This is a genomic window from Pseudomonas sp. NMS19W (assembly GCF_051554255.1).
GTDB lineage: Bacteria > Pseudomonadota > Gammaproteobacteria > Pseudomonadales > Pseudomonadaceae > Aquipseudomonas > Aquipseudomonas kribbensis.
The window spans coordinates 944,712-971,597 of record NZ_CP136718.1 but is presented as its reverse complement, the minus strand read 5'-3'; the positions used below and the strand labels follow the sequence as shown (position 1 = coordinate 971,597).

At 61.5% G+C, this 26,886-nt stretch carries 23 protein-coding genes and 1 pseudogene; 10 read left to right on the top strand and 14 right to left on the bottom strand.

The genetic code is table 11. From position 1 onward, the window contains the following. Nucleotides 1-2: 2 nt before the first annotated feature. Nucleotides 3-905, bottom strand: a complete 903-nt coding sequence (locus tag R1A29_RS04270) for a DMT family transporter (RefSeq protein ID WP_438300742.1) — start codon at nucleotides 903-905, stop codon at nucleotides 3-5. Nucleotides 906-1,048: 143 nt separating this feature from the next. Between R1A29_RS04270 and R1A29_RS04265 the strand changes: the two genes are divergently transcribed. Beyond that, nucleotides 1,049-1,924 carry a helix-turn-helix domain-containing protein gene (locus tag R1A29_RS04265; protein WP_438302008.1) on the top strand — a complete coding sequence of 292 codons (876 nt, stop codon included), beginning with the start codon at nucleotides 1,049-1,051 and terminating at the stop codon, nucleotides 1,922-1,924. Here the strand turns inward: R1A29_RS04265 and R1A29_RS04260 are convergent, their stop codons facing one another. From R1A29_RS04260 to R1A29_RS04245, 4 genes are all read right to left on the bottom strand, one after another. Next, the gene (locus tag R1A29_RS04260; protein ID WP_438300741.1) at nucleotides 1,925-4,354 is read right to left on the bottom strand and encodes a TonB-dependent siderophore receptor; all 2,430 of its coding nucleotides are present in this window, start codon (nucleotides 4,352-4,354) and stop codon (nucleotides 1,925-1,927) included. It abuts the gene before it with no gap. Nucleotides 4,355-4,458: 104 nt separating this feature from the next. Then, complete coding sequence (locus tag R1A29_RS04255) at nucleotides 4,459-5,448, bottom strand: FecR family protein (RefSeq protein WP_438300740.1); 990 nt, start codon at nucleotides 5,446-5,448, stop codon at nucleotides 4,459-4,461. Then, on the bottom strand, nucleotides 5,445-6,011 hold the full coding sequence (locus R1A29_RS04250; protein ID WP_119426751.1) for an RNA polymerase sigma factor: 567 nt from the start codon (nucleotides 6,009-6,011) through the stop codon (nucleotides 5,445-5,447). Before R1A29_RS04250 ends, R1A29_RS04255 begins: the two co-directional genes overlap by 4 nt. Before the next feature lie 66 nt (nucleotides 6,012-6,077). Further along, the gene (locus R1A29_RS04245) at nucleotides 6,078-6,383 is read right to left on the bottom strand and encodes a DUF3649 domain-containing protein (RefSeq protein WP_134825537.1); all 306 of its coding nucleotides are present in this window, start codon (nucleotides 6,381-6,383) and stop codon (nucleotides 6,078-6,080) included. A gap of 175 nt (nucleotides 6,384-6,558) precedes the next feature. On the opposite strand from R1A29_RS04245, the gene R1A29_RS04240 reads away from it, so the two are divergent. From R1A29_RS04240 to fecA, 3 genes are all read left to right on the top strand, one after another. After that, nucleotides 6,559-7,047 (top strand): sigma-70 family RNA polymerase sigma factor, encoded by a 489-nt coding sequence (locus tag R1A29_RS04240; RefSeq protein ID WP_438302007.1) that lies wholly within the window; start codon nucleotides 6,559-6,561, stop codon nucleotides 7,045-7,047. Then, nucleotides 7,044-7,973, top strand: coding sequence for a DUF4880 domain-containing protein (locus R1A29_RS04235; RefSeq protein ID WP_438300739.1), 930 nt, complete (start codon nucleotides 7,044-7,046; stop codon nucleotides 7,971-7,973). Before R1A29_RS04240 ends, R1A29_RS04235 begins: the two co-directional genes overlap by 4 nt. Nucleotides 7,974-8,064: 91 nt before the next feature. After that, entirely contained in the window at nucleotides 8,065-10,398 is a 2,334-nt protein-coding gene (gene fecA / locus R1A29_RS04230; protein WP_438300738.1) for a TonB-dependent Fe(3+) dicitrate receptor FecA, read from the top strand. Nucleotides 10,399-10,514: 116 nt separating this feature from the next. Here fecA and R1A29_RS04225 read toward each other — a convergent pair whose 3' ends face one another. Together R1A29_RS04225 and R1A29_RS04220 are read right to left on the bottom strand one after the other, a co-directional pair. Beyond that, nucleotides 10,515-10,922: an HPF/RaiA family ribosome-associated protein gene (locus R1A29_RS04225; RefSeq protein WP_085711730.1), complete on the bottom strand. Its 408-nt coding sequence runs from the start codon at nucleotides 10,920-10,922 to the stop codon at nucleotides 10,515-10,517. Nucleotides 10,923-11,122: 200 nt separating this feature from the next. Continuing rightward, nucleotides 11,123-12,070 carry a LysR substrate-binding domain-containing protein gene (locus R1A29_RS04220; RefSeq protein ID WP_438300737.1) on the bottom strand — a complete coding sequence of 316 codons (948 nt, stop codon included), beginning with the start codon at nucleotides 12,068-12,070 and terminating at the stop codon, nucleotides 11,123-11,125. A 135-nt stretch (nucleotides 12,071-12,205) separates the two neighbouring features. On the opposite strand from R1A29_RS04220, the gene R1A29_RS04215 reads away from it, so the two are divergent. From R1A29_RS04215 to R1A29_RS04205, 3 genes are all read left to right on the top strand, one after another. Next, nucleotides 12,206-13,582 (top strand): L-serine ammonia-lyase, encoded by a 1,377-nt coding sequence (locus R1A29_RS04215; protein ID WP_438300736.1) that lies wholly within the window; start codon nucleotides 12,206-12,208, stop codon nucleotides 13,580-13,582. A 63-nt stretch (nucleotides 13,583-13,645) separates the two neighbouring features. Next, nucleotides 13,646-14,947: an HAAAP family serine/threonine permease gene (locus R1A29_RS04210; protein WP_408986665.1), complete on the top strand. Its 1,302-nt coding sequence runs from the start codon at nucleotides 13,646-13,648 to the stop codon at nucleotides 14,945-14,947. Nucleotides 14,948-15,146: 199 nt separating this feature from the next. Then, nucleotides 15,147-15,464, top strand: a complete 318-nt coding sequence (locus R1A29_RS04205) for a DUF3509 domain-containing protein (RefSeq protein WP_085711734.1) — start codon at nucleotides 15,147-15,149, stop codon at nucleotides 15,462-15,464. On the opposite strand, the gene R1A29_RS04200 is transcribed toward R1A29_RS04205, so the two are convergent. Further along, nucleotides 15,461-15,961: a phosphate-starvation-inducible protein PsiE gene (locus R1A29_RS04200; protein ID WP_003221775.1), complete on the bottom strand. Its 501-nt coding sequence runs from the start codon at nucleotides 15,959-15,961 to the stop codon at nucleotides 15,461-15,463. The two genes, R1A29_RS04205 and R1A29_RS04200, sit on opposite strands and share 4 nt — an antisense overlap. Before the next feature lie 292 nt (nucleotides 15,962-16,253). Between R1A29_RS04200 and R1A29_RS04195 the strand changes: the two are divergent. Further along, a pseudogene (locus R1A29_RS04195) lies at nucleotides 16,254-16,511 on the top strand (YebG family protein); the annotation flags it as partial. Between the two features lie 153 nt (nucleotides 16,512-16,664). On the opposite strand, the gene R1A29_RS04190 reads toward R1A29_RS04195, so the two are convergent. Continuing rightward, entirely contained in the window at nucleotides 16,665-17,684 is a 1,020-nt protein-coding gene (locus R1A29_RS04190) for a Glu/Leu/Phe/Val dehydrogenase family protein (protein ID WP_085711736.1), read from the bottom strand. Nucleotides 17,685-17,868: 184 nt separating this feature from the next. Between R1A29_RS04190 and R1A29_RS04185 the strand changes: the two genes are divergently transcribed. Beyond that, entirely contained in the window at nucleotides 17,869-18,672 is an 804-nt protein-coding gene (locus R1A29_RS04185) for a SirB1 family protein (protein ID WP_438300735.1), read from the top strand. On the opposite strand, the gene R1A29_RS04180 is transcribed toward R1A29_RS04185, so the two are convergent. From R1A29_RS04180 to hmgA, 4 genes are all read right to left on the bottom strand, one after another. Further along, nucleotides 18,596-19,993 carry an MFS transporter gene (locus tag R1A29_RS04180; RefSeq protein WP_438300734.1) on the bottom strand — a complete coding sequence of 466 codons (1,398 nt, stop codon included), beginning with the start codon at nucleotides 19,991-19,993 and terminating at the stop codon, nucleotides 18,596-18,598. The genes R1A29_RS04185 and R1A29_RS04180 overlap by 77 nt on opposite strands. 81 nt (nucleotides 19,994-20,074) lie before the next feature. Next, nucleotides 20,075-20,713: a maleylacetoacetate isomerase gene (maiA, locus tag R1A29_RS04175; protein ID WP_438300733.1), complete on the bottom strand. Its 639-nt coding sequence runs from the start codon at nucleotides 20,711-20,713 to the stop codon at nucleotides 20,075-20,077. A 12-nt stretch (nucleotides 20,714-20,725) separates the two neighbouring features. After that, nucleotides 20,726-22,030, bottom strand: a complete 1,305-nt coding sequence (gene fahA / locus R1A29_RS04170) for a fumarylacetoacetase (protein ID WP_438300732.1) — start codon at nucleotides 22,028-22,030, stop codon at nucleotides 20,726-20,728. Nucleotides 22,031-22,033: 3 nt separating this feature from the next. Continuing rightward, nucleotides 22,034-23,329 (bottom strand): homogentisate 1,2-dioxygenase, encoded by a 1,296-nt coding sequence (gene hmgA / locus R1A29_RS04165; protein WP_438300731.1) that lies wholly within the window; start codon nucleotides 23,327-23,329, stop codon nucleotides 22,034-22,036. 163 nt (nucleotides 23,330-23,492) lie between these two features. On the opposite strand from hmgA, the gene R1A29_RS04160 reads away from it, so the two are divergent. Further along, complete coding sequence (locus tag R1A29_RS04160) at nucleotides 23,493-24,275, top strand: IclR family transcriptional regulator (protein WP_438300730.1); 783 nt, start codon at nucleotides 23,493-23,495, stop codon at nucleotides 24,273-24,275. Between the two features lie 4 nt (nucleotides 24,276-24,279). On the opposite strand, the gene R1A29_RS04155 is transcribed toward R1A29_RS04160, so the two are convergent. After that, entirely contained in the window at nucleotides 24,280-26,826 is a 2,547-nt protein-coding gene (locus R1A29_RS04155; protein ID WP_438300728.1) for a LuxR C-terminal-related transcriptional regulator, read from the bottom strand. Nucleotides 26,827-26,886: the final 60 nt, after the last annotated feature.

The following is a 26,886-nucleotide window of genomic DNA, read 5'->3' as shown; positions in this document are numbered from 1 at the left end:
AATCAATGTACCGGTTTTGCGAACATTGCAACGCCGGGTTTTGGTTTACGAAACACCAGTACATTGCCCAGCATCACCAGAACCAAACCTGCCAGCGCCGGCGCCGTCCATTGATAGCCCTCGGCAAAGGCCGAAACGTTCAGCGCCACCACCGGGAACAGCACCGTGCAATAGGCCGCGCGTTCCGGCCCCATGCGACCGACCAGCGTCAGATACGCGGTGAAACCGATCACCGATCCCGGAATCACCAGATACAACAACGCGCCGATGTAGCGCGACGTCCAATCCATCTCGAACGGAATGCCTTTGACCAGGCACCACCCCGACAACATCGCCGCCCCATAGGCCATGCCCCAGGCGTTGGTGGTGAGCGGCTTGAGGCCGGCCTTCTGTTGCAGGCTCGACAACATATTGCCCGCCGAAAAACACAGGGTGCCGCATAGCGCCAGACCGAGACCTAGCAGGGTTTGCGGGCTGGCGTGATGCCCGGCCAGTTCAGGCCAGAACAACAGGCCCAGGCCAAACAGCCCCAGCGCCCCACCCATCAACACATTGCGCGCAATACGTTGGCCGAAGAACACTCGCGCATTCAGGGCGTTCCACAAGGTCGCAGTGGAAAACACCACCGCCACCAGACCGCTGGGGATCCATTGGCTGGCCGTCAGGAAACACATGAAGTTGACGCAGAACAGGCACAAGCCCTGCGCCACACAGATCAGATGCCCGCGCCGGTTCATCGGTTGCAGACGGCGGCTGAGCAGCAACAGCGCAAACAACACCAGCGCGGCGAGGCCGAATCGATAGACGATCGACACCGGAATGGCGACCACGCCCAGTTGCCACTTGAGGGCGATCCAGGTGGTGCCCCAGATCAGTACGGTCAACAAATACAACGACAGGTTCATGGCAGACACTCCTCGATTGGGTTTCAGTGTCCGTCCCAGCCATCTTCCAGCGCTTGCATAAACTTGCGCTTTTGTCGGGCCGCAGGCTGGCAGCGCAAAATCTACGGAGTAGGATGCAAGGCGTTGAAGAGAACCGACTGACCATGGCCGCCATCGATACCCTGCAAGTCTTTCAAGCGTTGAACAGCTCGCCGAACGCACGTCTTGTGCACAGCGCCGAGTTGGGTGACGGCTTGTCTGCCGCGTTGTGGACCAACCACCACGATGCACAGGATTATGAAGCACCGAGCCATCACACCCTGTCCTGCTACATCGCCGGCGGCACCGGTACGTTCCGTCGCGATCAACCCGGGCAGAAAGGCGGGCCGGACAAGCTCTGTATCCTGCCGGCCGATCACGAGTCGGGCTGGGTGATCAACGGCGATATCCGGCTGGCACATCTGTATTTCAGCGCCGAACAATTTGCCCTGGGTTGCGTCACACTGCTGGATCGCGAGCCCCGGGAAATGCAGTTGCGCGAACAGACCTTCCTCGAAGACCCACAACAAGCACAACGCTTCCGGCAGTTGCTTACGCTGAATTGGGACGAACCCGCCGAACGTTTGCTGACCAGCAGCCTTGCCCATGAACTGATCAGCCACACCCTGCTCAGTCAGGTCGGTGTGCGTCAGGGTCTACGTTTGAAAGGCGGACTGGCGCCGCATCAGCGCCGGCAACTGGTGGAGTTCATCGACAGCCAACTGGCCGAGCCGATCAGTCTCGGGCAACTGGCCGGGTTGTGTGCGTTGTCGGAATACCACTTTGCGCGGATGTTCCGGGTGAGCTTCGGCCTGCCGCCGCATCAGTATGTGCTGGCGCGGCGCTTGAGCCGGGCGCGGGAGTTGTTGCGCGGGACGGGTTTGCCGTTGGGCGAGATTGCCCTGGCGTGCGGGTTTGCCAGTGCCAGCCACTTCACCAACCGCTTTCGCCAGGTGCTGGGTGGAACACCCGGCGAATATCGCCAGGCGTTCTTGCGCTGATCAGAACTCCAGCGTGCTCGACAACGAAATCTGCCGCGAATCGCCCATCGACACGAAGAACCGGCTGGCCGCCGAGGTGTAGTAGGTGCGGTCGAACAGGTTCTTCACGTTGAGCTGAAATTTGACCTTCTGCCCTTCAACCTTGGTGTCGTACGTGGCGAACGCATCGGCCACGGTGTAGCTCGGCAGCTCGAAATCATTGACCGCGTTGCCTGCCCGCTCACCGACATATCGCGCGCCCGCGCCGACCCGCAGTTGATCGCCACCGATCACGCTGCCGAAGTCGTAGACCGCCGACAGCGAACCGGTGTTCTTCGCCACGTTTTGCAGCTTGTTGCCTTTGTAGTCCGGGTCTTCCGTGACCTCGGCGTCGGTGTAGGCGTAGCTGCCGATCATGCTCCAGCGGTCGCTGAGCTGACCGGTCAGGTCCACTTCCAGACCTCGGGAACGCACTTCACCGGCGGCACTGTAAATCGTGGTCGGGCCTTCGGCGTTGGCCACCAGCACGTTGCGTTTCTTGATATCGAACAAGGCGATGTTGCCGGTGACGCGGCCCGGAATATCGAGGCGCGCACCCAACTCCCAGGACTTGGCTTCTTCCGGCGCGATGCTGCCGTCGAGCACGGTGCTGCTGCCGCTCAGCGGAGCAATGGTGGAGTTCGGTTTGAACGACTCGGTGTAGCTGCCGTAGAACGACAACGCGTCGGTGTAGCGATACACCAGACCGGCGCGCGGCACCCACTTCTGGCCGTTGCTGTCGGTGTTGGCCTTGAATGGCACGCCTTTGCCGGCGTACTGGTCGTACTCCTGAAAGCGCCCGCCGGCCACCAGAATCCACTGGTCGTTGAGGTGAATCGAGTCCTGCAGGAACACCGAGTCGCTGCGCAGCAGATCGGTCTGCGCACTGTCCGCCGGGCTGACGGTGGAGCCGGCAACTTCACGACCGTACACCGGATTGACGTAACTGAAGGTACTCAGACTTTTCTGGCGGATCAGGTCGGCGCGGTAGATTTTGCGGTACTCGTCGTCGACGCCGAACACCAGGTCATGTTGCATGCCCAGCACCTTGACCTTGCCTTCGAGGCTGGCGGTGGTGAAACGGTCGGTGCTGATCGCGCCCTGGGTGCCGTCCATGCTGCGGGTCAAGGTGCCTTTTTTGGTGTCGATCGCTGTTACGCGAACCTGGCTGGCGTCGTAGGTTTCGCGGTTCCAGCTGTAGCCGAAGTGGGCTTTCCAGTCGTCGTTGAGTTCATGGTCGGCCTCGAAGTGGTAGAGATCCGAGCGCCCTTCCATGTCGTTGAATTTCTCATCCAGACGTTCGTTGCGCGAGATGTCCAGCGGATGGTTGGTGCGTGGGTCGATCAGCGTGCCACGATCGAACGGCGTCAGGAATTCCCGATGCTCATACGCGAACAACAGCTTGGTGCGCTCGCCGTACCAGGCCAGCGACGGTGCGATCAGGCTTTCACGGTGGGTACCGAAATTGCGCCAGTAATCTTCGTCTTCATGATCCAGCACCATGCGATAGGCCAGACCGGAGTCACCCAGCGCACCCGTGCTGTCGAACGAGCCGCCGCTGCCATTCTTGCCGTCGCCGTAGGTCGAGCCGCGCAGGGTCAGGGCGTTGTACTGAGTCAGTTCGGGTTTCTTGCTGACCATGTTGACCACGCCGCCCGGGTCCTGAATCCCGTACAGCAGCGAGGCCGGGCCCTTGAGCACTTCGACGCGATCCACGGTGGCGTTCATGCCGCGCCCCTGCACCACCGGCATGCCGTCGCGCATGATCGAGCCGTTGCGGTTGTCGCCGAAGCCGCGGGTCATCACCGAATCCTGGGTGCTGCCCAGCGTGTTGCCCTGAGTGATACCGCTGACGTTGGCCAGTGCATCATCGAGATTGCGCGGTGCCTGGTCGCGAATGACCTGGGCCGGGATCACGTTGACGGTCTGGGGGATTTCCTGGAGCGACGCCGAGGAACGCATCACGGAACTGGTTTCCGGCGGCTGGTAACTCAGCGGCTGGTTTTCCATCGAGGTGATGGTGGTCGCACCGAGGTTCAGTGTGCCCTCGATGGGCTGCGGTTCGAGCATCAAGGTATGACTGTCGGTGCGACGGAAGGTCAGGCCGGAACCGCTGAGCAATCGTTGCAGTGCCTGTTCGGCGCTCATCTGGCCATTGACCGCCGGCGCATTGAGGCCGTACGGCGCCTCGACGGTGTAGACCACGCTCTGGCCGGTCACGCGACTGAAATCGCTCAAGGCCTGCGGCAGCGGTTTGGCAGCCAGGGAAAAACTGAACTGTTTCTGTGGCTGGCTGCTGTTGCTTTCAGCGGCCTGCGCCACGCTCATCGGCAGCAATGCCAACGCCGCAAAACCCAGTGCCGAGGCACCGAACCACTGTTTGACCGAACCCGATTTTGCCCTGGACTTCATTGCTCATGACCTGTGTAGAACCGCAACGGATGCGAATGACTCGCAGTTTCAGTCACTACACGGATGGCGCCGGAATTTACCTCACTACAAATCTGAAAATATTTTCAGCGCAGGATGATCAGCTTGCCCAACACCTGATGCTGCTCGAATCCCAGAACCCCTTGCAGCGAATTCAACACCACTTGCGGATCCTTGCTCGGGAAACTCCCGCTGACCTTGCGCGCGCCCAGTTCATCGTCGAGCAACACGATGCGCCCCGGGTAATAACGCCGCAGATCCTGCACCACATCGGCCAGTGTCGACTTGTAGTAAGTCAGCCAACCCTGACGCCAGGCCAGTTGCGCTTCGCTGTCCACGGCGTGCAGTTTTTGCGCTGACCCTTCGCCATACGCCACCTGCTGGCCGGCGGTGAGAATCTGTTGTTCGGCGTCTCTTGCCGCCGTCACGCCGACGCGCCCGGACAGCACGGTGACTTGTGCGCCGTGTGGCTGCAGACGCACTTCGAACTGCGTGCCGAGCACCCGCGCCTGGCCCTTCTCGGCCTCGACCACGAACGGCTCGCCGGTGTGGGTCACGCTGAAAAATCCGGCGCCCCGACGCAGTTGAACATGCCGCTCGCCGTGACTGAAATCCACGGCGATGGCGCTGTCGGCGTCCAATGTCACTTGCGATTGATCGGCGAGAGTCACCGTGCGGATCTCACCCGGTGCCGAAACATAATCAGCGCCCAGATCTTCAATCCAGCGCTGCGGCTGCCAACCGGTGCCGAGGCTGATCATCAACAACAGGCAGGCCGCCATCGCCAGCGCTCCGGCCCAGCGCCGGACCTGTGGACGGCGCGGCCGGTCCATCGCATTCAGGTAACCCTGCAAGGCGAACGCATCTTCATCGGCCAGGGTGCGGGCCGGCCCTTCGCTCAATTCCCAGATGACTTGCGCCTGGGCATAAGCCTCGGCGTGGGCGGGATCGGCATGCAGCCATTGGCTGAAGGTCAGTTGATCGCCGGTGCTCGGGCGGTCGTGCAACAGGCTCAGCCAGGCAAAAGCCGCCTGTTCCTGAGCAGGCGTCGGCGTGACGCGGTCGGTGTGATTCACGGTGCTTTCCCTGGCAGGCGTGGCGCGGGTTCGCGCAGGCTGGCCTTGCAGGCCTCGAGGGCGCGCATCATATGTTTTTCCACGGCGCTTTGGGACAGGCCCATGGCTTTGGCGATCTCGGCGTACTTGCGCCCGTGGATGCGATTGAGCAAAAAGATCTGCCGCGTGCGCTCGGGCAAGGCACGCAACGCCGCCTCGACGTGGCGCAGATCATTACCTGCTTCTAGTGCGGCTTGCGGCTCGCTGGCGCTGCTGTCCGGTTCATCCGGCTGCCAGCCTTCGTTGACCCGCACTCGCGTGCCTTCGCTGCGCAGATGGTCGATGGCGATGTTGCCGGCGCAACGCAACAGGTAGGTGCTGAGTTCTTCGACCTGCACCAGCGGCCGGCGCCAGAAACGCAAGAAAAGATCCTGCACCAGGTCCGCCGCGGTTGCCCGACAGCCGACGCGGCGGTTCACCAAAGCTTCCATTTGTGAACGCTGGGACAAAAACACCTGCAGAAAATGCGCACGGGCGCCGTGGGGTTCGTCGTCGCGGGACTCGGGCGGATGGCTGATCAGCATGTCAGTTCAAGAACCCTGCGACAGGGCGCGGCAGCGGGCCGGTCATTGCCTGGCTTAAACCCTCTTTCATGCGTAGCCCAGGCCTCGGGCAGCGCCGGAGATCGTCGCCAGAATCACACTCGGCACCAGCAGACCGACCCACGCCGACCATGCGCTGCGACAGGCGAAGCACCAGAGCACCGCCACCAGATAGACCAGGAACGAGACGGTCATGCCGGTGACGACCGCTTCGGCGCGGTTCAGCGGCAACCACAGGGTCAGCGTGACACTGGCCAGCGCCGCGACCAGATAGCCGCCGAACACCGCCGCGAGCACACGCGACGTGACGGCCAGACGATAGGACATGGGGAGTTCGGCGAGTTTGGCTTTCATGTTTCGGCCCTGAAACGGTTAACGCCCGGCCAACGAGCCGAGACGACAGATGAGCGATATTAATGATAAATATTCTCATACGCAAAAGAGTCTGATTGCCGGCGTGCATTCGCAGCCATACAATGCGAACCATTCTTGTTCTCTAACGCATCCGCATGCGCCCGGAGTGATGCCGTTGTCGTCCGCCCACCCTGTCGAATCGCTGTATCAGGCCCATCACAGCTGGCTCACCGGCTGGCTGCGGCGCAAACTCGGCTGCCCGGACAGCGCCGCCGATCTGGCCCAGGACACCTTCATCCGGGTGCTGACTGCCCGCGAACCGCCGGTCATCATCGAGCCGCGCGCATTCCTCACCACCCTGGCCAAGCGCGTGTTGTTCAACCATTACCGTCGCCAGAATCTGGAGCGCGCCTACCTCGACACCCTCGCGCAGATGCCGGAAGTGGTCGCGCCTTCGGAAGAAGAGAAGGCGATCATTCTGCAAACCTTGATGGAGCTGGACCAATTGCTCGACGGTCTGCCGCGCGCAGTCAAACGTGCCTTTCTGCTGGCGCAGGTCGATGGCCTGACCTATCCACAGATCGCCGTTGAATTGGGCATTTCCGTGGCCACGGTCAAACGTCATCTGAATAAAGCGGCGATGCGCTGCTACTTCGCCCTGTGAACCCGCCGATGGATTTTTCATCGCAGGTCGCCGAGCAGGCCGTGCACTGGCTGCTGGAAATGCAGCAGGGCCCGTTGAACACGCGCCAGCAACAAGCCTGGCAGCAATGGATCGACGCCCACAGCGAACATCGCCGCGCCTGGGAACACATTCAGCGGGTCAATTCGCGGTTGCGCGGGTTGTCGTCTCCACTGGCCCACGCCGCGTTGAACGCGCCGAAGTCCGCCAGCCGGCGTCAGGCACTGAACCTGTTGCTGATTCTCGGCGCAGGTTCTGCGGTCACCTGGGGGATGCGCGAGCACAATCCGTTGCCATCGCTGCTGGCCGATTACCGCAGCCCGGTCGGTCAGCGACGCAAGATTTCGCTCGGCGCCGGCGGCCAGTTGCAGCTCAACACCGCAAGTGCGGCAGATGTCCGGGGCGATGGTCTGATCCGTCTGCTCGAAGGCGAAATGCTGCTGACCGCCACTCAACCCTTCGAAGTGCAAACCGCCCAAGGCCTGCTGAAAACCCGAGGGGCACGGATCAATGTGCGGCAGTTTGCCGACCACACGCAGGTTGCGTTGTTTGAAGGTCGGGTCGAGTTGAGCACACAGGGTCGCGCGCCGATGTTGCTGCCGGTCGCACGGCAATTGAGTTTCAGCGCCACCTCTGTCGGCGAAGCCAAACCGCTGGATGCCAACAGCGGCGCCTGGGCCGACGGCATGCTGGTGGCCGCGCACATGCGCCTGGGTGACTTCCTCGACGAACTCGGCCGTTATCGTCGCGGGCAACTGCATTGCGATACGAAAGTGGCTGACCTGCTGATCTCCGGGACTTATCCACTGGACGACAGCGAGCGGATTCTCGACCTGCTGGAAATCAGCCTGCCGGTAAAAGTGAAGCGCTTTACCCGCTACTGGGTGACGGTCGAAGCCAAGGTTTGATCCATCGCAAAAAATAAATGAGCCGTTTTTCAGATCTGGCGTGACAGAGAAGGAAAGCCCCCTTGATTCAACCTTCTCAGGACCGTCCTCCATGCACCCCACCCGCCTCACGCCGCTGGCCCGAACCCTGCGCAATCTTGTCCTCGGCGCCAGCCTGAGCTTCAGCGCCCTGCCCCTTGCGCAGGCTGCCGACACCAAGGCTTACCACATCGCCCCGTCGTCGCTGGAAAACGCCCTCAACCAGTTCGGCCGTGAAGCCGGCGTGCTGATCTCGTTCGGCTCGCAGGTCACCAGCGGCGTGCAGAGCCGTGGACTGGAAGGCAACTACACAGCGGAACAAGGTCTAAACGCGCTGCTCGAAGGCACCGGCCTGCAAGCTCGCGCCGAAGGTGGCAATGCTTTCAGCCTGCAGCCGTCGAGCGATACGGCGCTGGAGCTGGACACCTCGAAAGTGGTCGGCGACTGGCTGGGTGAAGCCGCGCAGGTCAACGTCTTCGAACATCCCGGTGCCCGTGACGTGATCCGCCGCGAAGAATTCGAACGTCAGGGCGCGACCCAGGCCCGCGACGTGCTCAATCGCATTCCCGGGGTCAACGCCCCGGAAAACAACGGCACCGGCAGCCACGACATGGCGCTGAACTTCGGCATTCGCGGCCTCAACCCGCGCCTGGCCGCGCGCTCGACCGTTTTGATGGACGGCATTCCGGTGCCGTTCGCGCCTTACGGTCAGCCGCAGTTGTCCTTCGCGCCGATCAGCATGGGCAACATGGACGCGGTGGATGTCGTGCGAGGCGGCGGCGCCGTGCGTTACGGCCCGCAGAACGTCGGCGGCGTGGTCAACTTCGTGACCCGGGCGATTCCGGACGAGCCGACCGTCAAGGGCGGCTTCCAGACCGAAACCAGCCCATCGTCCAGCCATGACGGCTTCAAGACCAGCGCCAATCTGCTGGCCGGCGGCACCAACGAGAACGGACTGGGCGGTGCCCTGCTGTACTCCGGCACGCGCGGTGGCGACTGGCGCGAACATAGCGACACGGAAATCGACGACCTGATCCTCAAGGGCAAATACCAGCTCGACGAAGCCAACAGCTTCAACGCCATGGCCCAGTATTACGAAGGCAAGGCCGACATGCCCGGCGGTCTGAATGTCGCCGACTACGATGCCGACCCGTATCAGTCGACCCGCCCGAAAGACCAGTTCTGGGGCCGTCGCACGATGTTCAATTTCGGCTATCGCTATCAGGAAGATCGCCGCGAGTTCACCGCCAACACCTTCTTCACCAAGACCCTGCGCAGCGGTTATCTGGATCAGGGCACGTTCCTGTCGCTGTCGCCGCGCGAATACTGGGTTCGCGGTCTGGAAACCCGTTTCGCCCAAGGTTTCGACCTCGGCCCGACCAGCCATGAAGTCGGCGTCGGCTATCGCTACATCAACGAGGCCGGTCACGAACTGCGCTATCGCACGCCGATTGCCAGCAACCAATACCCGACCACCAACAGCCGCAACGACCGCGACACCCGTGGCGGCACCGAAGCCAATGCGTTCTTCGTCGATGACCGCATCGACATCGGCAAGTGGACGATCACGCCGGGCGTGCGCTACGAGATGATCGAGTCGCAACAGACCAACAACCTGACCAACGTCAAATACAAGGGCGACTACAACACCGCACTGCCGGCGCTGAACGTGCTGTATCACCTGACCGACAGCTGGAACCTGTACGCCAACACCGAGGGCTCCTTCGGCAGCGTGCAATACAGCCAGATGCCCAACCGCGTCAGCAGCGGTGAAGTGAAACCGGAGAAGGCCCGTACCTGGGAACTCGGCACCCGTTACGACAACGGTGCATTGCGCGCGGAAATCGGCGCGTTCCTGATCAACTTCGACAACCAGTACGAAAGCAACCAGACCAACGATTCGGTGATCGCCCGTGGCGAAACCCGCCATCAGGGCATCGAGACCAGCGTCAATTACGCGCTGGATGACTTGAGCCCGGCGCTGGCCGGCTTCGATGTCTACGCCACTTACGCCTATGTCGACGCGACCATCCGCGAAGACGGCCCGAACAAGGGCAACCGTGTGCCGTTCTCGTCCAAACACAAAGGCACGATCGGCGTCGGTTACACCGAAGGGCCGTGGAAACTCAACCTGGACAGCAGCTTCCAGAGCGACCAGTTCGCCGACAACGCCAACACCTCGAAAGAAAGCGCCGACGGCAGCACCGGCAAGATCCCGGGCTACATGCTGTTCAGCAGCCGTGCCGGGTATGACTTCGGCCCGCAGCTGTCGGACCTGAACGTGGCGGTGGGGGTGAAGAACATCTTCAACACCCAGTACTTCACCCGTTCGTTCGATGACAACAACAAGGGCAAGTATGTCGGTGAGCCGCGCACGGTGTATGTGCAGACATCCGTTGCCTTCTGATAACAACATGCACCTTGCCCTCTCCCCAAGGGAGAGGGGTTTCAAACCCGCCACAAACAAAAACGGGCCTGCAATTGCAGGCCCGTTCTCATTGGGTGACTTATAAAATCAGCGCATCAACTGTTGATCGCTGCCTGTTCGTTTTCCAGAAACTCTTCCTCCAGCAACCGGTCATTCGCCTTTCTTTCGAACGGCACCACAGCGGCTCGCGGTTTGCCCCGCAGTTTGCCAAACAGGTGCTCCAGCGCGTGCTCCAGTTTTTCGGCTGCACCATCGATCGCCTGTTCCAGCGAATCGGCTTTGTGGGTGACGGAAATCGGTTGATGGCCTTTTGGCCGCGCCTCCAGCTGGCAGCGCAAGTCATGGGGACCCGGCTTGTCACCGTTCTCGTCGCTCAGATGGACTTCGACACGGGTCAGGTCTTCCTCATAACGGTCGAGCGTGCTCTCAATTGTGGTTCGTACCCACTCCTCCAGTCGTTTGCTGCTTTGAATATGGTTGTCGCTGTTGACTTGGATTTGCATAGTTCATCCCTTATTTCAGCTAGCTCGCAAGAGGCCTTGAACAGGATTTCGTGACCTCTTGATTACAACAATCGGCCCGCTTGACGAACATTTCAACCCCTGAAAAAAGATAAATATTCATACGCAAAAAAAGCCGGACAACCGAGTGAAGCGCTGGTAAGGTCGGGAGTTGGGTCGCCCCGTCACCCTGAAAAATCTGCTCACAATTGGCCATCACCCAACGGGTGCAGGCTACGAAAAATCTCCGCCTCTTCCACCAGCCAGTCATGCACCGCGCGCACGCCCGGATGGCTCAACGCCCCCGGCGCATAGAGCAAGACATAGCGCTTGTGATTGGGCACCGAAATCCCGAACGGCACGATCAACGTCCCCCGCTCCAGCTCGTCGTTGAGCAACGTGCGCCGGGCAATCGCCACGCCCATGCCGGCAATCGCCGCTTCGATGGTCAGGTGGTTGCGGTTGAACGTGTGCCCACGCCGTACGTCGGCACCCTCGAAACCGACAGCGTTGAGATAGAACTCCCACTCCGCATACTCATAACTGCCGCGCCACGCGGTGATGTCGTGCAGCAACGGGAAATGCACCAGATCCGCCGGCCCGTGCAGCGGTGGCCGCCCGCGCAGCAGGCCCGGCGCGCACACCGGGAAAATCTGCTCGTCGAGCAAGGCTGTGGATAACAGGCCCGGATAACTGCCGTCGTTCAAGTCGATGGCCAGGTCGAAATCCCCTTCATGCAACGGCACGCTGCTGTCTTCGGCCACCAGCCGCAGCTGGATGTCCGGGTAACGTTGTTGCAGGCGCGGCAGGCGCGGGGTCAGCCATTTGCTGAGAAACGATGGAATCGAACGGACTCGCAGAATCCCGCTGATCATCCCCGCATCCAGGCGACGCAATTCCGCATCGATGCTGCCGTAAGCCTCGTTGACCGTAATCGCCAGTCGCTGCCCTTCCGCGCTCAGCTCCACACCCCGCGCGCGACGGTGAAACAGGCGAAAGCCCAGGCGCTCTTCCAGTTGTCGGATTTGTTGGCTGACCGCCCCCGGCGTGATGTGCAGTTCTTCGGCACAACGGGTGAACGACAGGTGCCGCGCGGCACAGGAAAACACCTGCAGCCAGACGTAAGTCTGGGCATGCAATTGACGGCTCATGGTTTAGTCCTGCTAAAGGCTTACTTAGGAAGTTTCGTTAGTCACGCTGAAGCGAGGTAGGCAGTATCGCCGACATTGCGCTTGTCCTACAAAAAATGGCGGCGATTCCTACTCCATTGCTTGTAAGGCTTTAGCATGGCTATCAGTGTTTTCGATCTATTCAAAGTCGGCATCGGTCCGTCCAGTTCCCACACCGTCGGCCCGATGCGCGCCGCCGCGACCTTCGCACAGGCCCTGATCGACCAGCATTTGCTGGTGGATGTGAAGCGGGTCGAAATTCGCTTGTATGGCTCGCTCTCGGCCACCGGCGTCGGTCACGCCACCGACCGCGCAACGGTCATGGGCCTGATGGGCGAGTGGCCGGACAGCATCGATCCGTCGACCATCGACCCGCGTATCCAGCAACTGCGGGAAACCGGCCAACTCTGCCTGGCCGGGCAGCGAAACATTGCCTTCAACTGGCAACACGATCTCCTGCTGCTGGACGAGAGCCTGCCCTACCACCCCAACGCCATGTCGCTGACAGCCTTTGGCGAAACCGCCGAGCTGTTCACGCAAACGTACTACTCGGTCGGCGGCGGTTTCATCATCGAGGCGGCCGAAGCCGAATCCGGCGTAGCACCGACCGGTGACGTCGAGTTGCCCTACGATTTTTCCAGCGCCGTCGAACTGCTGGCGCTGTGCAAGCAGCACAACCTGCGGGTTTCCGAACTGATGATGGCCAACGAACGGGCCTGGCGCAGCGATGCCGAGATCCGTCAGGGCCTGCTGCATATCTGGTCGGTGATGCGCGAATGCGTCGAGCAAGGTTTGCGTCACGAAGGCGTGCTGCCTGGTGGTCTGAATGTTCCGCGCCGTGCGGCGAAATTGCACCGCAGCCTGCTGGAAATCGGCAAACCGAACGTCATCAGTTCGACTCTGTCGGCGATGGAGTGGGTCAACCTGTTCGCCCTTGCCGTCAACGAAGAAAACGCCGCCGGCGGGCGCATGGTCACCGCGCCGACCAACGGTGCTGCCGGGATCATCCCGGCCGTCCTGCACTACTACATGAAATTCAATCCGGACGCGTCGGACGATGACGTGGTCGCGTTCTTTCTGGGCGCGGCCGCCGTCGGCATCCTGTGCAAGAAAAACGCCTCGATCTCCGGCGCCGAAGTCGGCTGCCAGGGCGAAGTCGGCTCCGCTTGTGCGATGGCCGCTGCGGGTCTGGCCGATGTGCTCGGTGCTACGCCGGAGCAACTGGAAAACGCCGCCGAAATCGGCCTGGAACACAACCTCGGCCTGACCTGCGACCCGGTCGGCGGCCTCGTGCAGGTGCCATGCATCGAGCGCAACGCCATCGCTGCGGTGAAGGCGATCAACGCTACGCAAATGGCTCTGCGCGGTGATGGCAAACACTTCATTTCCCTCGACCGGGTGATCCGCACCATGCGCGATACCGGCGCCGACATGCATGACAAATACAAAGAGACTTCACGGGGTGGCCTGGCCGTGAGCTGGGTGGAGTGCTGAGGAGCGCTCCCTGACCGCCTGTAACACGTGAGCCCGAGCAAGAATAATAACGAGGCAAAAACGATGACCGATGTACGTACACCTGCTGCCGAAAGTCCTGCTGTAGACCGCACACGCAATAACGAAACCGCCCACAAGGGCTGGAGCAAATTCGACACCACCTGGATGCTCGGCCTGTACGGCACCGCCATCGGTGCCGGTACGCTGTTCCTGCCGATCAACGCCGGTGTCGGCGGCTTCTGGCCGTTGCTGATCCTGGCATTGCTCGCGTTCCCGATGACCTTCTTCGCGCACCGGGGCCTGACCCGCTTCGTGCTGTCGGGCCGCTCCGGTGACATCACCGAAGTGGTGGAAGAACACTTCGGCATCGGTGCCGGCAAACTGATCACGCTGCTGTATTTCTTCGCGATCTTCCCGATCCTGCTGGTGTACAGCGTGGCGCTGACCAACACCCTGAGCAGCTTCCTCGAACATCAATTGCACATCGCTCCGCCGCCGCGCGCGGTGCTGTCGCTGGCCCTGATCCTCGGTCTGATGGCCATCGTGCGTTGCGGTCAAAGCGTCATCGTCAAAGCCATGAGCGTGCTGGTGTATCCGTTCGTCGCCGCGTTGCTGCTGCTCGGCATCAGCCTGATTCCGAACTGGAACGGCGCATTCTTCGCCAGTGCTCAAGAACCGATGGAAATGTCGGTATTCCTCAAGACCCTGTGGCTGGCGATTCCGGTGATGGTGTTCTCGTTCAACCATTCGCCGATCATTTCCGCGTTCGCCGTCGAGCAGAAACAACGCTACGGCGATCAGGCCGAACGCAAGAGCAGCGGCATCCTCGCCATGGCCCACGGCATGATGGTGGTGACGGTGATGTTCTTCTGCTTCAGCTGCGTGCTGGCGCTGTCGCCGGCGGATCTGGCAGCGGCCAAGGCGCAGAACATTTCGATCCTGTCGTACCTGGCCAACCACTTCCAGACCCCGGTCATCGCCTACGCCGCGCCGCTGATCGCGCTGGTGGCGATCACCAAATCCTTCCTCGGCCACTACATCGGCGCCAGCGAAGGATTCCAGGGCATGATCGTCAAAAGCCTGCGCGGTCGTGGCCGGGTGATGTCGGCGAGCTGGCTGAACCGCGCCACTGCGCTGTTCATGATCCTCAGCTGCTGGGCCGTGGCGACCTTCAACCCAAGCATCCTCGGCATGATCGAAACCCTCGGCGGGCCGGTGATTGCCTGCCTGTTGTTCCTGATGCCGATGTACGCGATCCGCCGCGTGCCAGCCTTGCGCCAGTATTCGGGCCAGGTGTCCAACGTGTTCGTGGTGCTGATCGGCCTGATTGCACTGTCAGCGATCATCTACTCGGTTCTGCCCTGAATCGGGCCGCAAACGAAGAAGGCGAGCCATGGGCTCGCCTTCTTTTTGGCCGGTTTCATTGTTCGACAATATTCCCGGCATGTCCCTTGCTACATCGCTGAAGGAGACAGGACCACGGAATGGCCGACGGTCAGGTTTGGCGAACCAACCCGATCAAGGCCGGTCAACAACTGCACGTTCAATCAGGCGGTGACGCATCATGGACAATCCTTTTCAGATCATTACCGATGCTTTCGCGCCGGACTATCAGATCAACCTGAGCATTCAGGGCCTCGACGGCAGCATCATGCTGACCCTTTCCAACGGCGGCCGGATCGTCGCCAAACGGATGATCAGCGCCGAACAGCGCAACGATCCCAAACGCCTCAAGCGACTGGTGCAAAGCATCCAGTTCGGCATCGCCATCGAACAGGGCCACAGCGCCATGGCGATCCTAGAAGCGATGACCCGTGGCGACGGGCTCACCCCGCCACCGCGGCAGATCAAGGGCCAGCATCGACCCTCGATCGGTCTTTAGAGCTCGCCCTTCTCGATTTCCGGGTGTTCACCGGAACCCGCACCGAGCTTGCGTTGCGGCTTCTCGATTTTCACCGAAGGAAATTGCGACGAGGCGTAGCGCACCACCAGGATCGAGAACGCCAACAGCAGAATCCCGCCGCACAGGTAGATGATGCCCATGTCCGGCGGATTGTGGTGCGAGACGTTGGAGATCAGCAGGCGCGTCAGTGCGGTGATCGCCACGTAGATCAGGAAGCGCACCGGCATATGGTTGGTCTTGAAGTAAATCCCGACCATCGCCCCCAGTTCCAGATAGATGAACAGCAACAGAATGTCATCGATCTTGATATGCCCTTCCTCGAGCATCCCGAGAAATTCCATCACCGCCGCCCAGGCGGTCACCGCACCAATGGCGAACAGCGCCAGGTAGTGGAAGGTCTCGACGAACAGGTTGCCCAGGGACTCGGCCAGTTGATGCACGTTTTGCCGCAGTTTCTCGGCCCAGTTGATTTTCACGATGAAGGTTCCTTAGCCCGGTTCGAGCGGATGTTGCTTGCTGGACGTGACGGTTATTGCGCACGTACACAGATGCATGCAGAAAAGAGGCCACGCCATCATGGCGAGGCGCCGCGAAACCTGCGCCGTGGCGTTTGGTCGCACCTGTGCACAGGCGTCAGGCTGACAAAATCCGAATCCGGTCTACATTAAAAAGCCACTACCCAAAGCGCAGGGATTCGCTTATCCTTTCGCTGTATATAGATACAGTAGTCGCAAAGACAACTTAATGTGAAGGCATGTGAGGTGGTGAATGGCCGTCGAAGTGGTATACCGCAGCAGCCGAGATCTGGAGCGCTTGTTCATGGATAAAGCCGAAGCTGACCGTCATGACAAAATGCTCGAACTGGCCGAACTGTTGGCCGAAGTGCTGGAAAAAGCCGTTCCCTCGTTGAGCGAGCAGCAAGTGGAAGAAGTCGGGATCTACATGGCGAAGAACCGCGATGTGTTCGCCCGGGCGTTCAAGAGCCAGCCTGATGCCCTCTCGGAGCTGATCAACGCACCGGTGGCACCGGTTGTAGCGACCGAGACGGCAGACGCAGCCGAACCGGCAGAAGCGCCGGCCAAACCCGCCAAGGCGGCGAAGGCTGCAAAGTAAGCGACACTTGAATTGAATAGCCCCTGAGTTGAATGACTCAGGGGCTTTTTCATGTCCGGACAAATCTCAGCGATACAACACTTTCTCCGCCAGCTCGTCCGCCACCCGCGCCGGTGAACGCTTTTCTGCCTGGGCGTGAGCAAACACTTCGGTCAGCCGCGAACTGATCTTCGACAGGTGCGCGGTGATGGTTGTCAGCTCTTCGCCCCGATGCTTGAGGGAAACGTAGATCAGCCCGCCGGCATTGATCACGTAGTCCGGCGCATACAGGATGCCCCGCCGCTCCAGTTGATCGGCGACATCCAGATGTGTCAGCTGATTGTTGGCCGAGCCTGCCACCGCCGAGCAGCGCAACTGGGTGACCGTGTGGCTGTTGAGCACACCGCCCAGTCCGCACGGTGCAAGGATGTCGCACGGCGTGCTGAGCAAGGCGTCGTTGGCAATCGGATGAGCATTGAGCTGTTCCATCGCCAGTTGCACCTTGCCGTGGTCGATGTCGCTGACCAGCAGTTCGGCGCCGGCGGCATGCAGTTGTTCGGCCAGTGCGTAACCGACATTGCCCAACCCCTGAATCGCCACGCGCAAGCCTTCGAGGTTGTCGCTACCCAACCGCGCCATGGCGGTAGCGCGGATGCCAGTGAACACGCCCATTGCCGCGTGTGGCGCAGGGTCGCCGGCGGACGTGGTGCTGGTGACATGCTGGGTCTGCTGGGCGATGCAGTCCATGTCCGCCACCGAAGTACCGCTGTCGATGGCGGTGATGTAGCGGCCGTCGAGTTGATCGATGCAACGTCCGAATGCTTCGAACAGCGCACCACGATTTTCCACATGGGCCGGCCGCACGATCACGGCCACCCCGCCGCCCTGGGCCAGGCCGGCCAGTGCTGCTTTATAACTCATGCCCTGGGCCAGGCGAATGGCGTCCGCGACGGCGGATTCATCGTTCGGATAGGCAAGATAACGACACCCGCCCAGGGCTGGCCCGAGGCGACTGTTATGGATGGCAATGACCGCCTTCAATCCGGACACCGGATCAACGCTAAGGTGCAGCGATTCCAGGCGAGTGCTTTGCATGAGAGCGAACATCGGCAGGCTCCCGAATCACTTCTGGTAGTCGCCAGTATAGGCTTGCGCCCAAAAATTGCTGAAGCGCACGGGAATAAGGCCCGACAGCGACCAATGCGTTGCGGCATAACCCGATGGCAGAGCGGCGCGGTACTGGACGAATGTCAGAGACGGGGCTAAAACGAGGCATTCTCCGGAGATTTCGATGAGTCCGCGCCAACGTTTTTTCGAGTGTCTGCACCGTTCACCGCCTGCGCTGCTGGAGGCAGCGTTGTGGATGGCCGCCGAGCACGATAAGCACGTCGATCCCGATGCGCTGTTGCAGGATTTCATCGAGCTGCAACAACGGGTCAGCTTTGGTTTGCCGTTGTTGCCGGTCAGCGAACTCGCGCAACCGCTGTTGCGGCGCATGGTCGAGCTGGGCTTCGCGCAGGATGACTTTGCTCCAGTACGCCCGCAGGCCGCGCTGCTGAACAAGGTGTTACAGACCCGCCGCGGTCAACCGCTGGCCCTGGCGCTGATTGCGCTGGAACTTGCCCGAGGCCTGGAGATTCCGCTGGTGGGCGTGAACTTCCCCGGGCATTTCCTGCTGAAGGTCCCCGGCGCCGATCACCTGCTTGATCCGTGCGGTGGACGGCGCCTGTATCCGAACGATTGTCGCGAGCTGCTGCATCGCCAATACGGCCACCAGATGCAACTCAAGGCCGACCACCTGCTGACCGCCACGCCGCTGCAAATGCTACAGCGCCTGTCGCGCAACCTGCGTCAGTTGCATCTGACCCACGATGACTACATCGCGGCGCTGATCGATGCCGAACGCGTGCTCGAACTGGGCAATGCCAGCGCCGCCGACTACCTGGCCCGGGCCAGTCTGTATCAGCGTCTCGACTGCCCGAACGCCGAGCGTTTCGACCTGGAACACGCGCTGCTGCTCAGTGACGACCCGATTCAGCGGCTTCGCCTGACGGAGCGGCTGGGGCATCTGCCGCCCAATTCGGTGGTGCACTGACTGACGCCGCTGAAGGCGAACGCACCTGAATGATCAGCAACGCCGCGATCACGGCCGGAATCGCGCAGAAGAAGAAAATCTGCTCCACCGGAATGTGCATTGCCAGCAACAGGCTGCCGAACAGCGGCCCGAGAATCGAGCCGAACCGCCCTACCCCCAGCGCCCAACCGGTGCCGGTGGCACGTACGTGGGCCGGATAGAAATTGCTGGCGAACGCATTGAGCGTCAGTTGCCCGCCGATGATGCAGAAGCCCGCCGCAAACACACAGGCCACCAGATAGCGCGGGTTGTCGTGATTCAGGCCCAGCAGAATGGTGCACAGCGCTGCACCGGCCAGTACCCCGGACAGCAGACGCACCTTGCGTTTCAAACGGTCGGCGAACCACGCCATGCAGATCGCGCCCAGCGTACCGGCGAACAGGAACATCGACGTCACCAGGTTCGCTTCATTGAGTTTCAGGCCACTTTCCAGCAGCAGTGACGGCAGCCAGCTGATCATGAAATACAGCAGGATCAGGCTGACGAAAAAGGTCGACCAGATCAGCAAGGTCGGACGCGCATAACCGTTGCGGAACAATTCAACCACGGTCAGTTTGCTGCCCTGCTCGCGCTCGTTTTGTTCGACCGATGCGGCGGGCGGTTGCCAGTCCGGCAGCATTCGCGCGGTGACCTTGCGCAGGCGCGCATACGGCGGTGCGTCACGCAGCAGACGCGGCAAGGACTCCGGCAGCATCCACCAGAGGAACGGGAACAGCAGCAACGGCGTGACACCGCCGGCGAGGAACACCGCTTGCCAGCCAAAACGGTCGATGAACCCGGCCGCCACAAAACCGCCTGCCGCCCCACCGAAAGAAAAACCGCACGCCGCCAGCGTCACCATCAGCGTACGCAGGCGTGGCGGCGAATATTCCGACATCAACGCCATGGCGCTGGGCATCGCGCCACCCATTCCGATGCCGCAGATGAAACGCGCGATCATCAGGGTGTTCAGGGAATCGGCGAACACCATCAGCACGGTGAGGCTGGCGTAGATCAGTACACAAGCGAGCAGAATCCGCCGCACGCCGAAACGGTCGGCCAGTGGCGTCACGGCAAGCGAGCCAAGCGTCAGGCCCAGCAGGTTGGCGCTGAACACCGGGCCAAACGCCGACTTCTCCAGGCCCCAGTCCTGCGCCAGCGCCGGCACCACGTAACCGAGCACCTGGGCGTCATAGCCGTCGGTGACCAGCAGCAAGGCGAGAAGAATCAGGAGCAACCACTGAAAGCGGGACACAGGACGGGCGTCGAGTGCCGCCCGGAAGCTGGCAATCTGGTTGTGCATCGCAAGGTACCTGTTTTGTTTTTATGATTTTTTGCAGGTAACCGGAATGGCTCCCGTGCGTTGCGCGGGAGCCATCAAATGCTACTTCGGCGTGTCCGGCTGATTCGCCGGATGCGCCGCAATGAACGCCGGATGTTCAGCGGCCAGCGCTGCCACGCGACGAATCCGTGGGTAGGCCTCAAGCGAAACGTTGAAACGCTCGGCCGCGTACAACTGCGGAATCAGGTACACGTCAGCCACGCACGGCCACTCGCCGAAACAGAAGCCGCTATCGCCGATCAACTGCTCCACCGTCGCCAGCCCCTGACCGATCCAGTGAGCGATCCACTCGTTGACCTGCGGCTCGTCATGGCCCAGACCCCGCAGGCGATTGAGCACGCTGACGTTGTGCAGCGGATGCGCATCGCAGCCGATCACCGCCGCCACGCCACGCACCCGGGCGCGGGCAACGAGGTCTTCGGGCAGCAACGGCACCTGTGGATAACGTTCTTCCAGATACTCGATGATGGCCGGCGACTGAATCAACAACTTGCCGTCGTCAGTGCGCAAGGCCGGCACCCGGCCCTGGGGGTTGATCGCCAGATACGCCGGTTGCCGATGTTCGCCTCCGGGCGGTGCGATCAGGTTGACCGGCAGCGCCTGATAGTCGAGGCCCTTGAGTGCCAGCGCGATCCGCACCCGGTACGACGAGGTGGAGCGGTAATAGGTATAGAGATCCATGTGCCGCTCCTGTCAGCGCGCCGCCAGCACGGTGCCACGGCATTCGCCGAAACCGATGGAGGCAAAACCTTCGCGGGCACAGCGGGCGCGCAGGATGATTTCGTCGCCGTCTTCAAGGAATTTGCGCACCTCACCGGACGCCAGTTCAATCGGCTTTTTGCCGCCCTCGGTGATTTCCAGCAGGCTGCCGAACTGGCCGTTTTCAGGGCCGGACAAGGTGCCCGAACCGAACAGATCACCGGCCTGCAACTGGCAGCCATTGACGCTGTGGTGCGCGACCATTTGCGCGACGGTCCAGTACATGTAGCGGGTGTTGCTCAAAGTCAGGCGATGGGCCGGCAGGTTCTGCTCGCGCATTTTCTCGGTGAGCAGCAGCACTTCCAGCTCGATGTCGAAACCACCGCCATCCTGATCGCGCTTGTCGAGCAGGTACGGCAGCGGCTGCGGATCGCCTTGCGGACGCGCCGGTTGCGCGGTGCGGAATGGCGCCAGCGCTTCGGCGGTCACCACCCATGGCGAGACGCTGGTGATGAAACTCTTGGACAGGAACGGGCCGAGCGGCTGGTATTCCCAGGCCTGGATGTCACGGGCCGACCAGTCATTGAGCAGGCAGAAACCGGCGATGTGTTCGGCAGCATCGCCAATGGCAATCGGCTCGCCCATCTCGTTGCCCTGACCGATCCAGATGCCCAGTTCCAGCTCATAGTCCAGACGAGCGCACGGGCCGAAGGTCGGCTCGGTCGCACCCGCCGGTAAGGTCTGGCCTTTCGGACGGCGCACGTCGGTGCCGGAGGCGCGCACGGTGGAGGCACGACCGTGGTAGCCGATCGGCACGTGTTTGTAGTTCGGCAGCAGCGGGTTGTCCGGGCGGAACAGTTTGCCGACATTCTGCGCATGCTCGATGCCGACGTAGAAGTCGGTGTAGTCACTGATGCGCGCCGGCAGGTGCAGCTGGCAATCGGTGGCCAGCGGCAGCAGTTTTGCGCCCTGGGCTTCGATGTTGCCGCGATGGGTGCTGCCTTCGCTGAACAGTTCCAGCAGTCGTTCGCGCAACGCAACGCGAGCTTCGCGGCCGAGCTCGAAGAATGCGTTCAACTGACCGCCCTGCATGGCTTCAACTGCACTGCGCGCGGCGCCGTCGAACAGCCCCGCCTCCAGCGCCACTTGCAGATCGAAGATGTGCTCGCCGATCGCCACGCCCGCGCGCGGTGCCGAGCCATTGAAGCTGAACACGCCCAGCGGCAGGTTCTGCAACGGGAAATCGGTGTGGCCGTTGGCCGAAGCGACCCAACTGCGGGTGATGGAATTCTGAGTCATGGATTATCTCCGGGTCGGGTCGAACGTGGCGGGCAGCGTGGCCCAGCAGGCGTCGTAAGTGGATTGCAGTTGCGGACAGTCGAGGGCGAAGCGGCTTGGGCGCAGTACCTGGCTGGTCTCGAACATGAAGGCCATGGTGTTGTCGATCTTCGCCGGTTTCAGGTCCGCGTTGATGGCTTTGGTGCAAGTCTCGCCGTCCGGTCCGTGAGCGCTCATGCAGCTATGCAGGGACGCGCCGCCAGGCAAGAAACCTTCGGCCTTGGCGTCGTATTCGCCCTGGATCAGACCCATGAATTCGTTCATCAGGTTGCGGTGGAACCACGGCGGACGGAAGGTGTTCTCGGCCACCATCCAGCGCGGCGGGAAGATCACGAAGTCGAGGTTGGCCAGACCGTGGACGCTGGTCGGCGAGGTCAGCACGGTGAAGATCGACGGGTCCGGGTGATCGAAACTGACGGTGCCGATGGTGTTGAAGCGGCGCAGGTCATATTTGTACGGCACGTTGTTGCCGTGCCAGGCGACCACGTTCAGCGGCGAGTGATTGAGTTCGGTGCCCCACAACTGGCCAAGGAATTTCTGCACCAGCGTGGTCGGTTGTTGCAGGTTTTCGTAAGCCGCGACCGGGGTCAGGAAATCCCGCGGATTGGCCAGGCCGTTGCTGCCGATCGGTCCCAGATCTGGCAGGCGCAGCGGCGCGCCGTGGTTTTCGGCGATGTAACCGCGTGCCTGCGCATCGAGCAATTCGACGCGGAATTTCAGGCCCCGTGGCAGCACGGCGATTTCCAGCGGCGCCACTTCCAGCACACCGAGTTCGGTGGCGATACGCAGACGCCCCAGTTGCGGCACCAGCAGCAGCTCGCCGTCGGCGTTGAAGAACACCCGTTCCATCGAACGGTTGGCGCAGTAGTGATAGATGCTGATGCCGGCTGGTTTGTCGGCACCGGAATTGGCCGCCATGCTCACCAGTCCGTCGATGAAATCGGTCGGCTCGGACGGGATCTCCAGCGGGTTCCAGCGCAGGCGATTAGGGGTGACTTCACCCAACGGGCCGCCCGCCAGCTGCCGCTCCAGTTTGACGAATGCCGGGTGATTGGCCGACGGCTGGATCCGGTACATCCAGGTGCGCCGCGCTTCGCTGCGGGTCATGGTGAACGCGGTGCCGGAGAACAGTTCGGTGTACAGACCGTACGGGGCTTTCTGCGGGGAGTTCTGGCCGACGGGCAGTGCGCCGGGCAACGCTTCGGAGCTGAATTCGTTGCCGAAACCGGACTGGTAAGCCAGGGCTGAATCGAGGTTCATGGAGCCTCCTGAACAGGGAGTCGGCATGGCCGGACGCTCTGGATCAGAGGTCTTGGCACGCCGGGGTTATTTTTATCGTAATTCAATTACGCATAACGTAATTTGCTCGCTATCCAGCGTCAAGCTATAAAGACGCCCATTCGTTCCGGGACACGGCAGCACCATGGAAAAAACCAGCGACAGCAACGGCAAACAGAAAGTCCGCTCCGCCGAAGTCGGCACCGACATCCTCAAGGCCTTGGCCGAGTTGTCGCCGTCCACTTCGCTGTCGCGCCTGGCCGAACATGTGCAGATGCCCGCGAGCAAGGTTCACCGCTATCTGCAGGCATTGATCGCCAGTGGTTTCGCCGAACAGAACACCGCCACCAACCACTACGGCCTCGGCCGCGAAGCGCTGCGCGTGGGCCTGGCCGCACTCAACAGTATGGACGTGCTGAAAGTCGCCGCCCTGCCGCTGGCCGAACTGCGCGACGAACTCAACGAAACCTGTTTCCTGGCGGTCTGGGGCAATCAGGGTGCGACCGTGGTGCACATCGAGCCGGCGGTGCGCGCGGTAACCGTGGTGACGCAACTGGGCTCGGTGCTGCCGCTGCTCAGTTCTTCGACAGGTCTGGTGTTCGGCGCCTACCTGCCGCACCGGGAAACCGACGAATTGCGCGAACAGGAAATCGCCAGCGGCGGCCATCCGCTGGCGGACGAAAAAACCTATGCGGCCTTGTGCGAACAGATCCGCGAACGCGGCCTGCATCATGTGCATGGTTTGCTGATGCCCGGCGTCGATGCCTTGTCGGCACCGGTGTTCAACGCCCTCGGGCAGATCGCGGCGGTGTTGACCATCGTCGGCCCGACCTCACTGTTCCACGCCGACGAAAACGGCCCGGCGGCGCAGCGGTTGCTGGCGGCGACGCGGGCCGTGAGCTGGCGGATGGGGTATCAGCCCGCCTGAATGTTCATTGGCATAAACCGAGCGTTCTCGCCCGCGCTACGGCGTGAGTCCTGCGCTCGACACCCAGTTTCGCGTGAATTCGCCGGACATGCGTTTTGACTGTGTGCAACGAGATGAACAACGTGTCTGCAATTTGCTGATTGGAGCTTCCCGATGCGATCAACCCAAGCACCTGTGATTCTCTGAAACTCAGTGAACCTTCGTTTTCCCCTTCCTCAAAAAGTGGAGCAGCCAACGTTGAGCCAGGACATGCGTTCAGCACTTTCTCATCAAACTTCATCGCTAAACGCTGCAAGTTGAAATGATTGGCCAAGGTTCGCCCGTGGTCGAAGTAACTCCGGGCAGATTCAGGATCATCGAGCGTCCTGGCCACCTCGCTCACTGCCAATAGCAACTCGGCTTCAAGCCCAATCATCCGGCTGGCGTGAGCCTGTTCGATCAAACACTGCAAACGTGCCATCGGCTGGTGCGCCTGCCGCAACCGGGTCTCGGCCAGAACCAGCAGGCACTCGATGCGCGGAATCAACTCCAGAGTCGCCGGCGGGGCCTGTCGTGCGTGTGGGCCGCGATAGTGCCGGAGCACTCGGCTCAAGGCCTCACGAGCCAGTTCGGGTCGTCCTTGCTGCAGCCAGAACTCGCTGCTGACCTGCAACAGAACGCCGCGATAAACCGTGTCCGGAATCTGCCGCTGCTGCATCAACCGTTCAGCATCGCGCAGACGCATGAAAGCCTGTGGGTAATCGCCCTGATCGGCGGCCAGTTGTGCCTGTCCGAGAAAGCCGTAAAGCACCCGTTTGTCAAAGCTGCGCAGACAGTCGTCGAGCCCCTGTTGAAAGAACTCGGCCGCCCGTTCCTGTTGCCCCATGTTCAATGCCAGCCGCCCCCGGCGCAGAGCGATACGCCCCAGCAGCGGCGTCGGTCGCTCGACGGACGAACCCAGCATCTCGCAAAGATTGGCCAGCAACTCTTCGGCGCGAGCCGATGCCCCTCGCTGTTCCAGCAATTGGGCGTGATCAAGTTCCAGCAGCGCCTCGAACAGCAATGAACCCTCTGCCCGGGCCATGCACAGCGCTTCACGATTGATCGAATGCGCCAGCTCCAGCTCACCGCACAGCAACGCCTGCTGTGTACGTCCCGAGAGGCACAGCAGACGCGCAGTCCAGGCCTTCGGCGACAGATCGCTCAACGCTTGCTCGAAGTGATCACGTGCCTCATCCATCCGTCCTTGCAGATGCAACAGCCAGCCTTGCTGAGCCTGCCAGCGGGCGATCAGTTGCCGTTGCTGGCCAGCCGACGGTGGCGGCAAAAAACGCGACAGTTGCCCGATGCAATCCGCCGCCTGGGTAAATCGTCCGGCGAACAGCAGCGCTGCCGTAATCAACCCGACCAGTTGCGCCGAACCCAACAGCAGTTCCTCGCCGCGTTGTTCATAAAGACGCAGCAACAGCACGACCGTCTGTTCCTCGAACAAATGCTCGAAACTGAAATGCTGTAACAGGCTCACTGCGACCTCGTACTCTTCAGCCAGCAATGCCTGCTCGAAAGCACATTTCCAATGTTGCCCGGCGGCAAACCACTGACAGGCCCGGCGATGCCAGGAGCGCCCGGCAGGCCAGGGTTCGTCACGCATCAGGCGCGACAGTGGAGCACACACCTGCAACCAGTCCGGAGATCCACGCCAGGGTTCGATGAAACACCCGAGGTTTTGCAGACTGCGCATCCATTGCGCCCCGTCCCCGGCACCGAACAGGTGATCGCACAGGCCGGTATTGAAGCGCGGCAAATGCGCCAGCACCCGCCAGGCTTCGGCCAGTTCCGGGCTCAGGCCGCTGAACAGTTCGTGTTGCAGGTAGTCGAGCAAGGTGTCCATGCGTTGCTGCGGCAAGGTCTTTTGCGACCAGTCGCATTTTTGCATCATCAGCATCCGCACTCCGGCGCACCAGCCACCGCTGCGCAGATGAATACGAGCAGCCACGCTGTCGGCCTGGGCCGGCGGCAAGTGACGCAACACTTGTGCGATTTCTTCCCGGGTCAGCGCCAGCGTCGCAACTTCACATTCGTACAAGGCATCATCGAGCAGCAGACGCGGCCAGTTACAGGGTGGACGCCGCCGCGTACCGATCCACCATGTCAGGGCCGGACTGCTGATCGCCAGCATTCGGTCGAGCAGTGCATCCAACGCAGGTTCCGGACTCCGGCAGTAATCGTCGATCACCACCCAGGTTGCCGAGGACCTTCGCGCCAGTTCATAAAGCAGCGAAGCCTCGTCCGAGGCCGTCAGTCCCATCGCACGCGCAAGCCGTTCGCAAAATTCACCGACACTCAAGGAAGCCCCTGCCAGCGGCAACCAGCAGACGGTGCAACTGACGGGCGCCTGCAGCAGGCATTCGGTGAGCAACGCGGTTTTACCGCTGCCAGCCGGCGCGCAAATCAGTTTGACCCGGGCCGCCGAGTTGAGCAGTGCCTCGTAAAGGCGCGGGCGTGACAGATGTTGGGGAGACAGTCTCGGGAGAAAGTCCGGTCGGTCCAGACAGGGTGTCATGGCGGTCATCGGGGGCGCCTTTTTATCGTTATACGTTCACCCTAGCCCTCTCCCCGACGCTTGTTGATG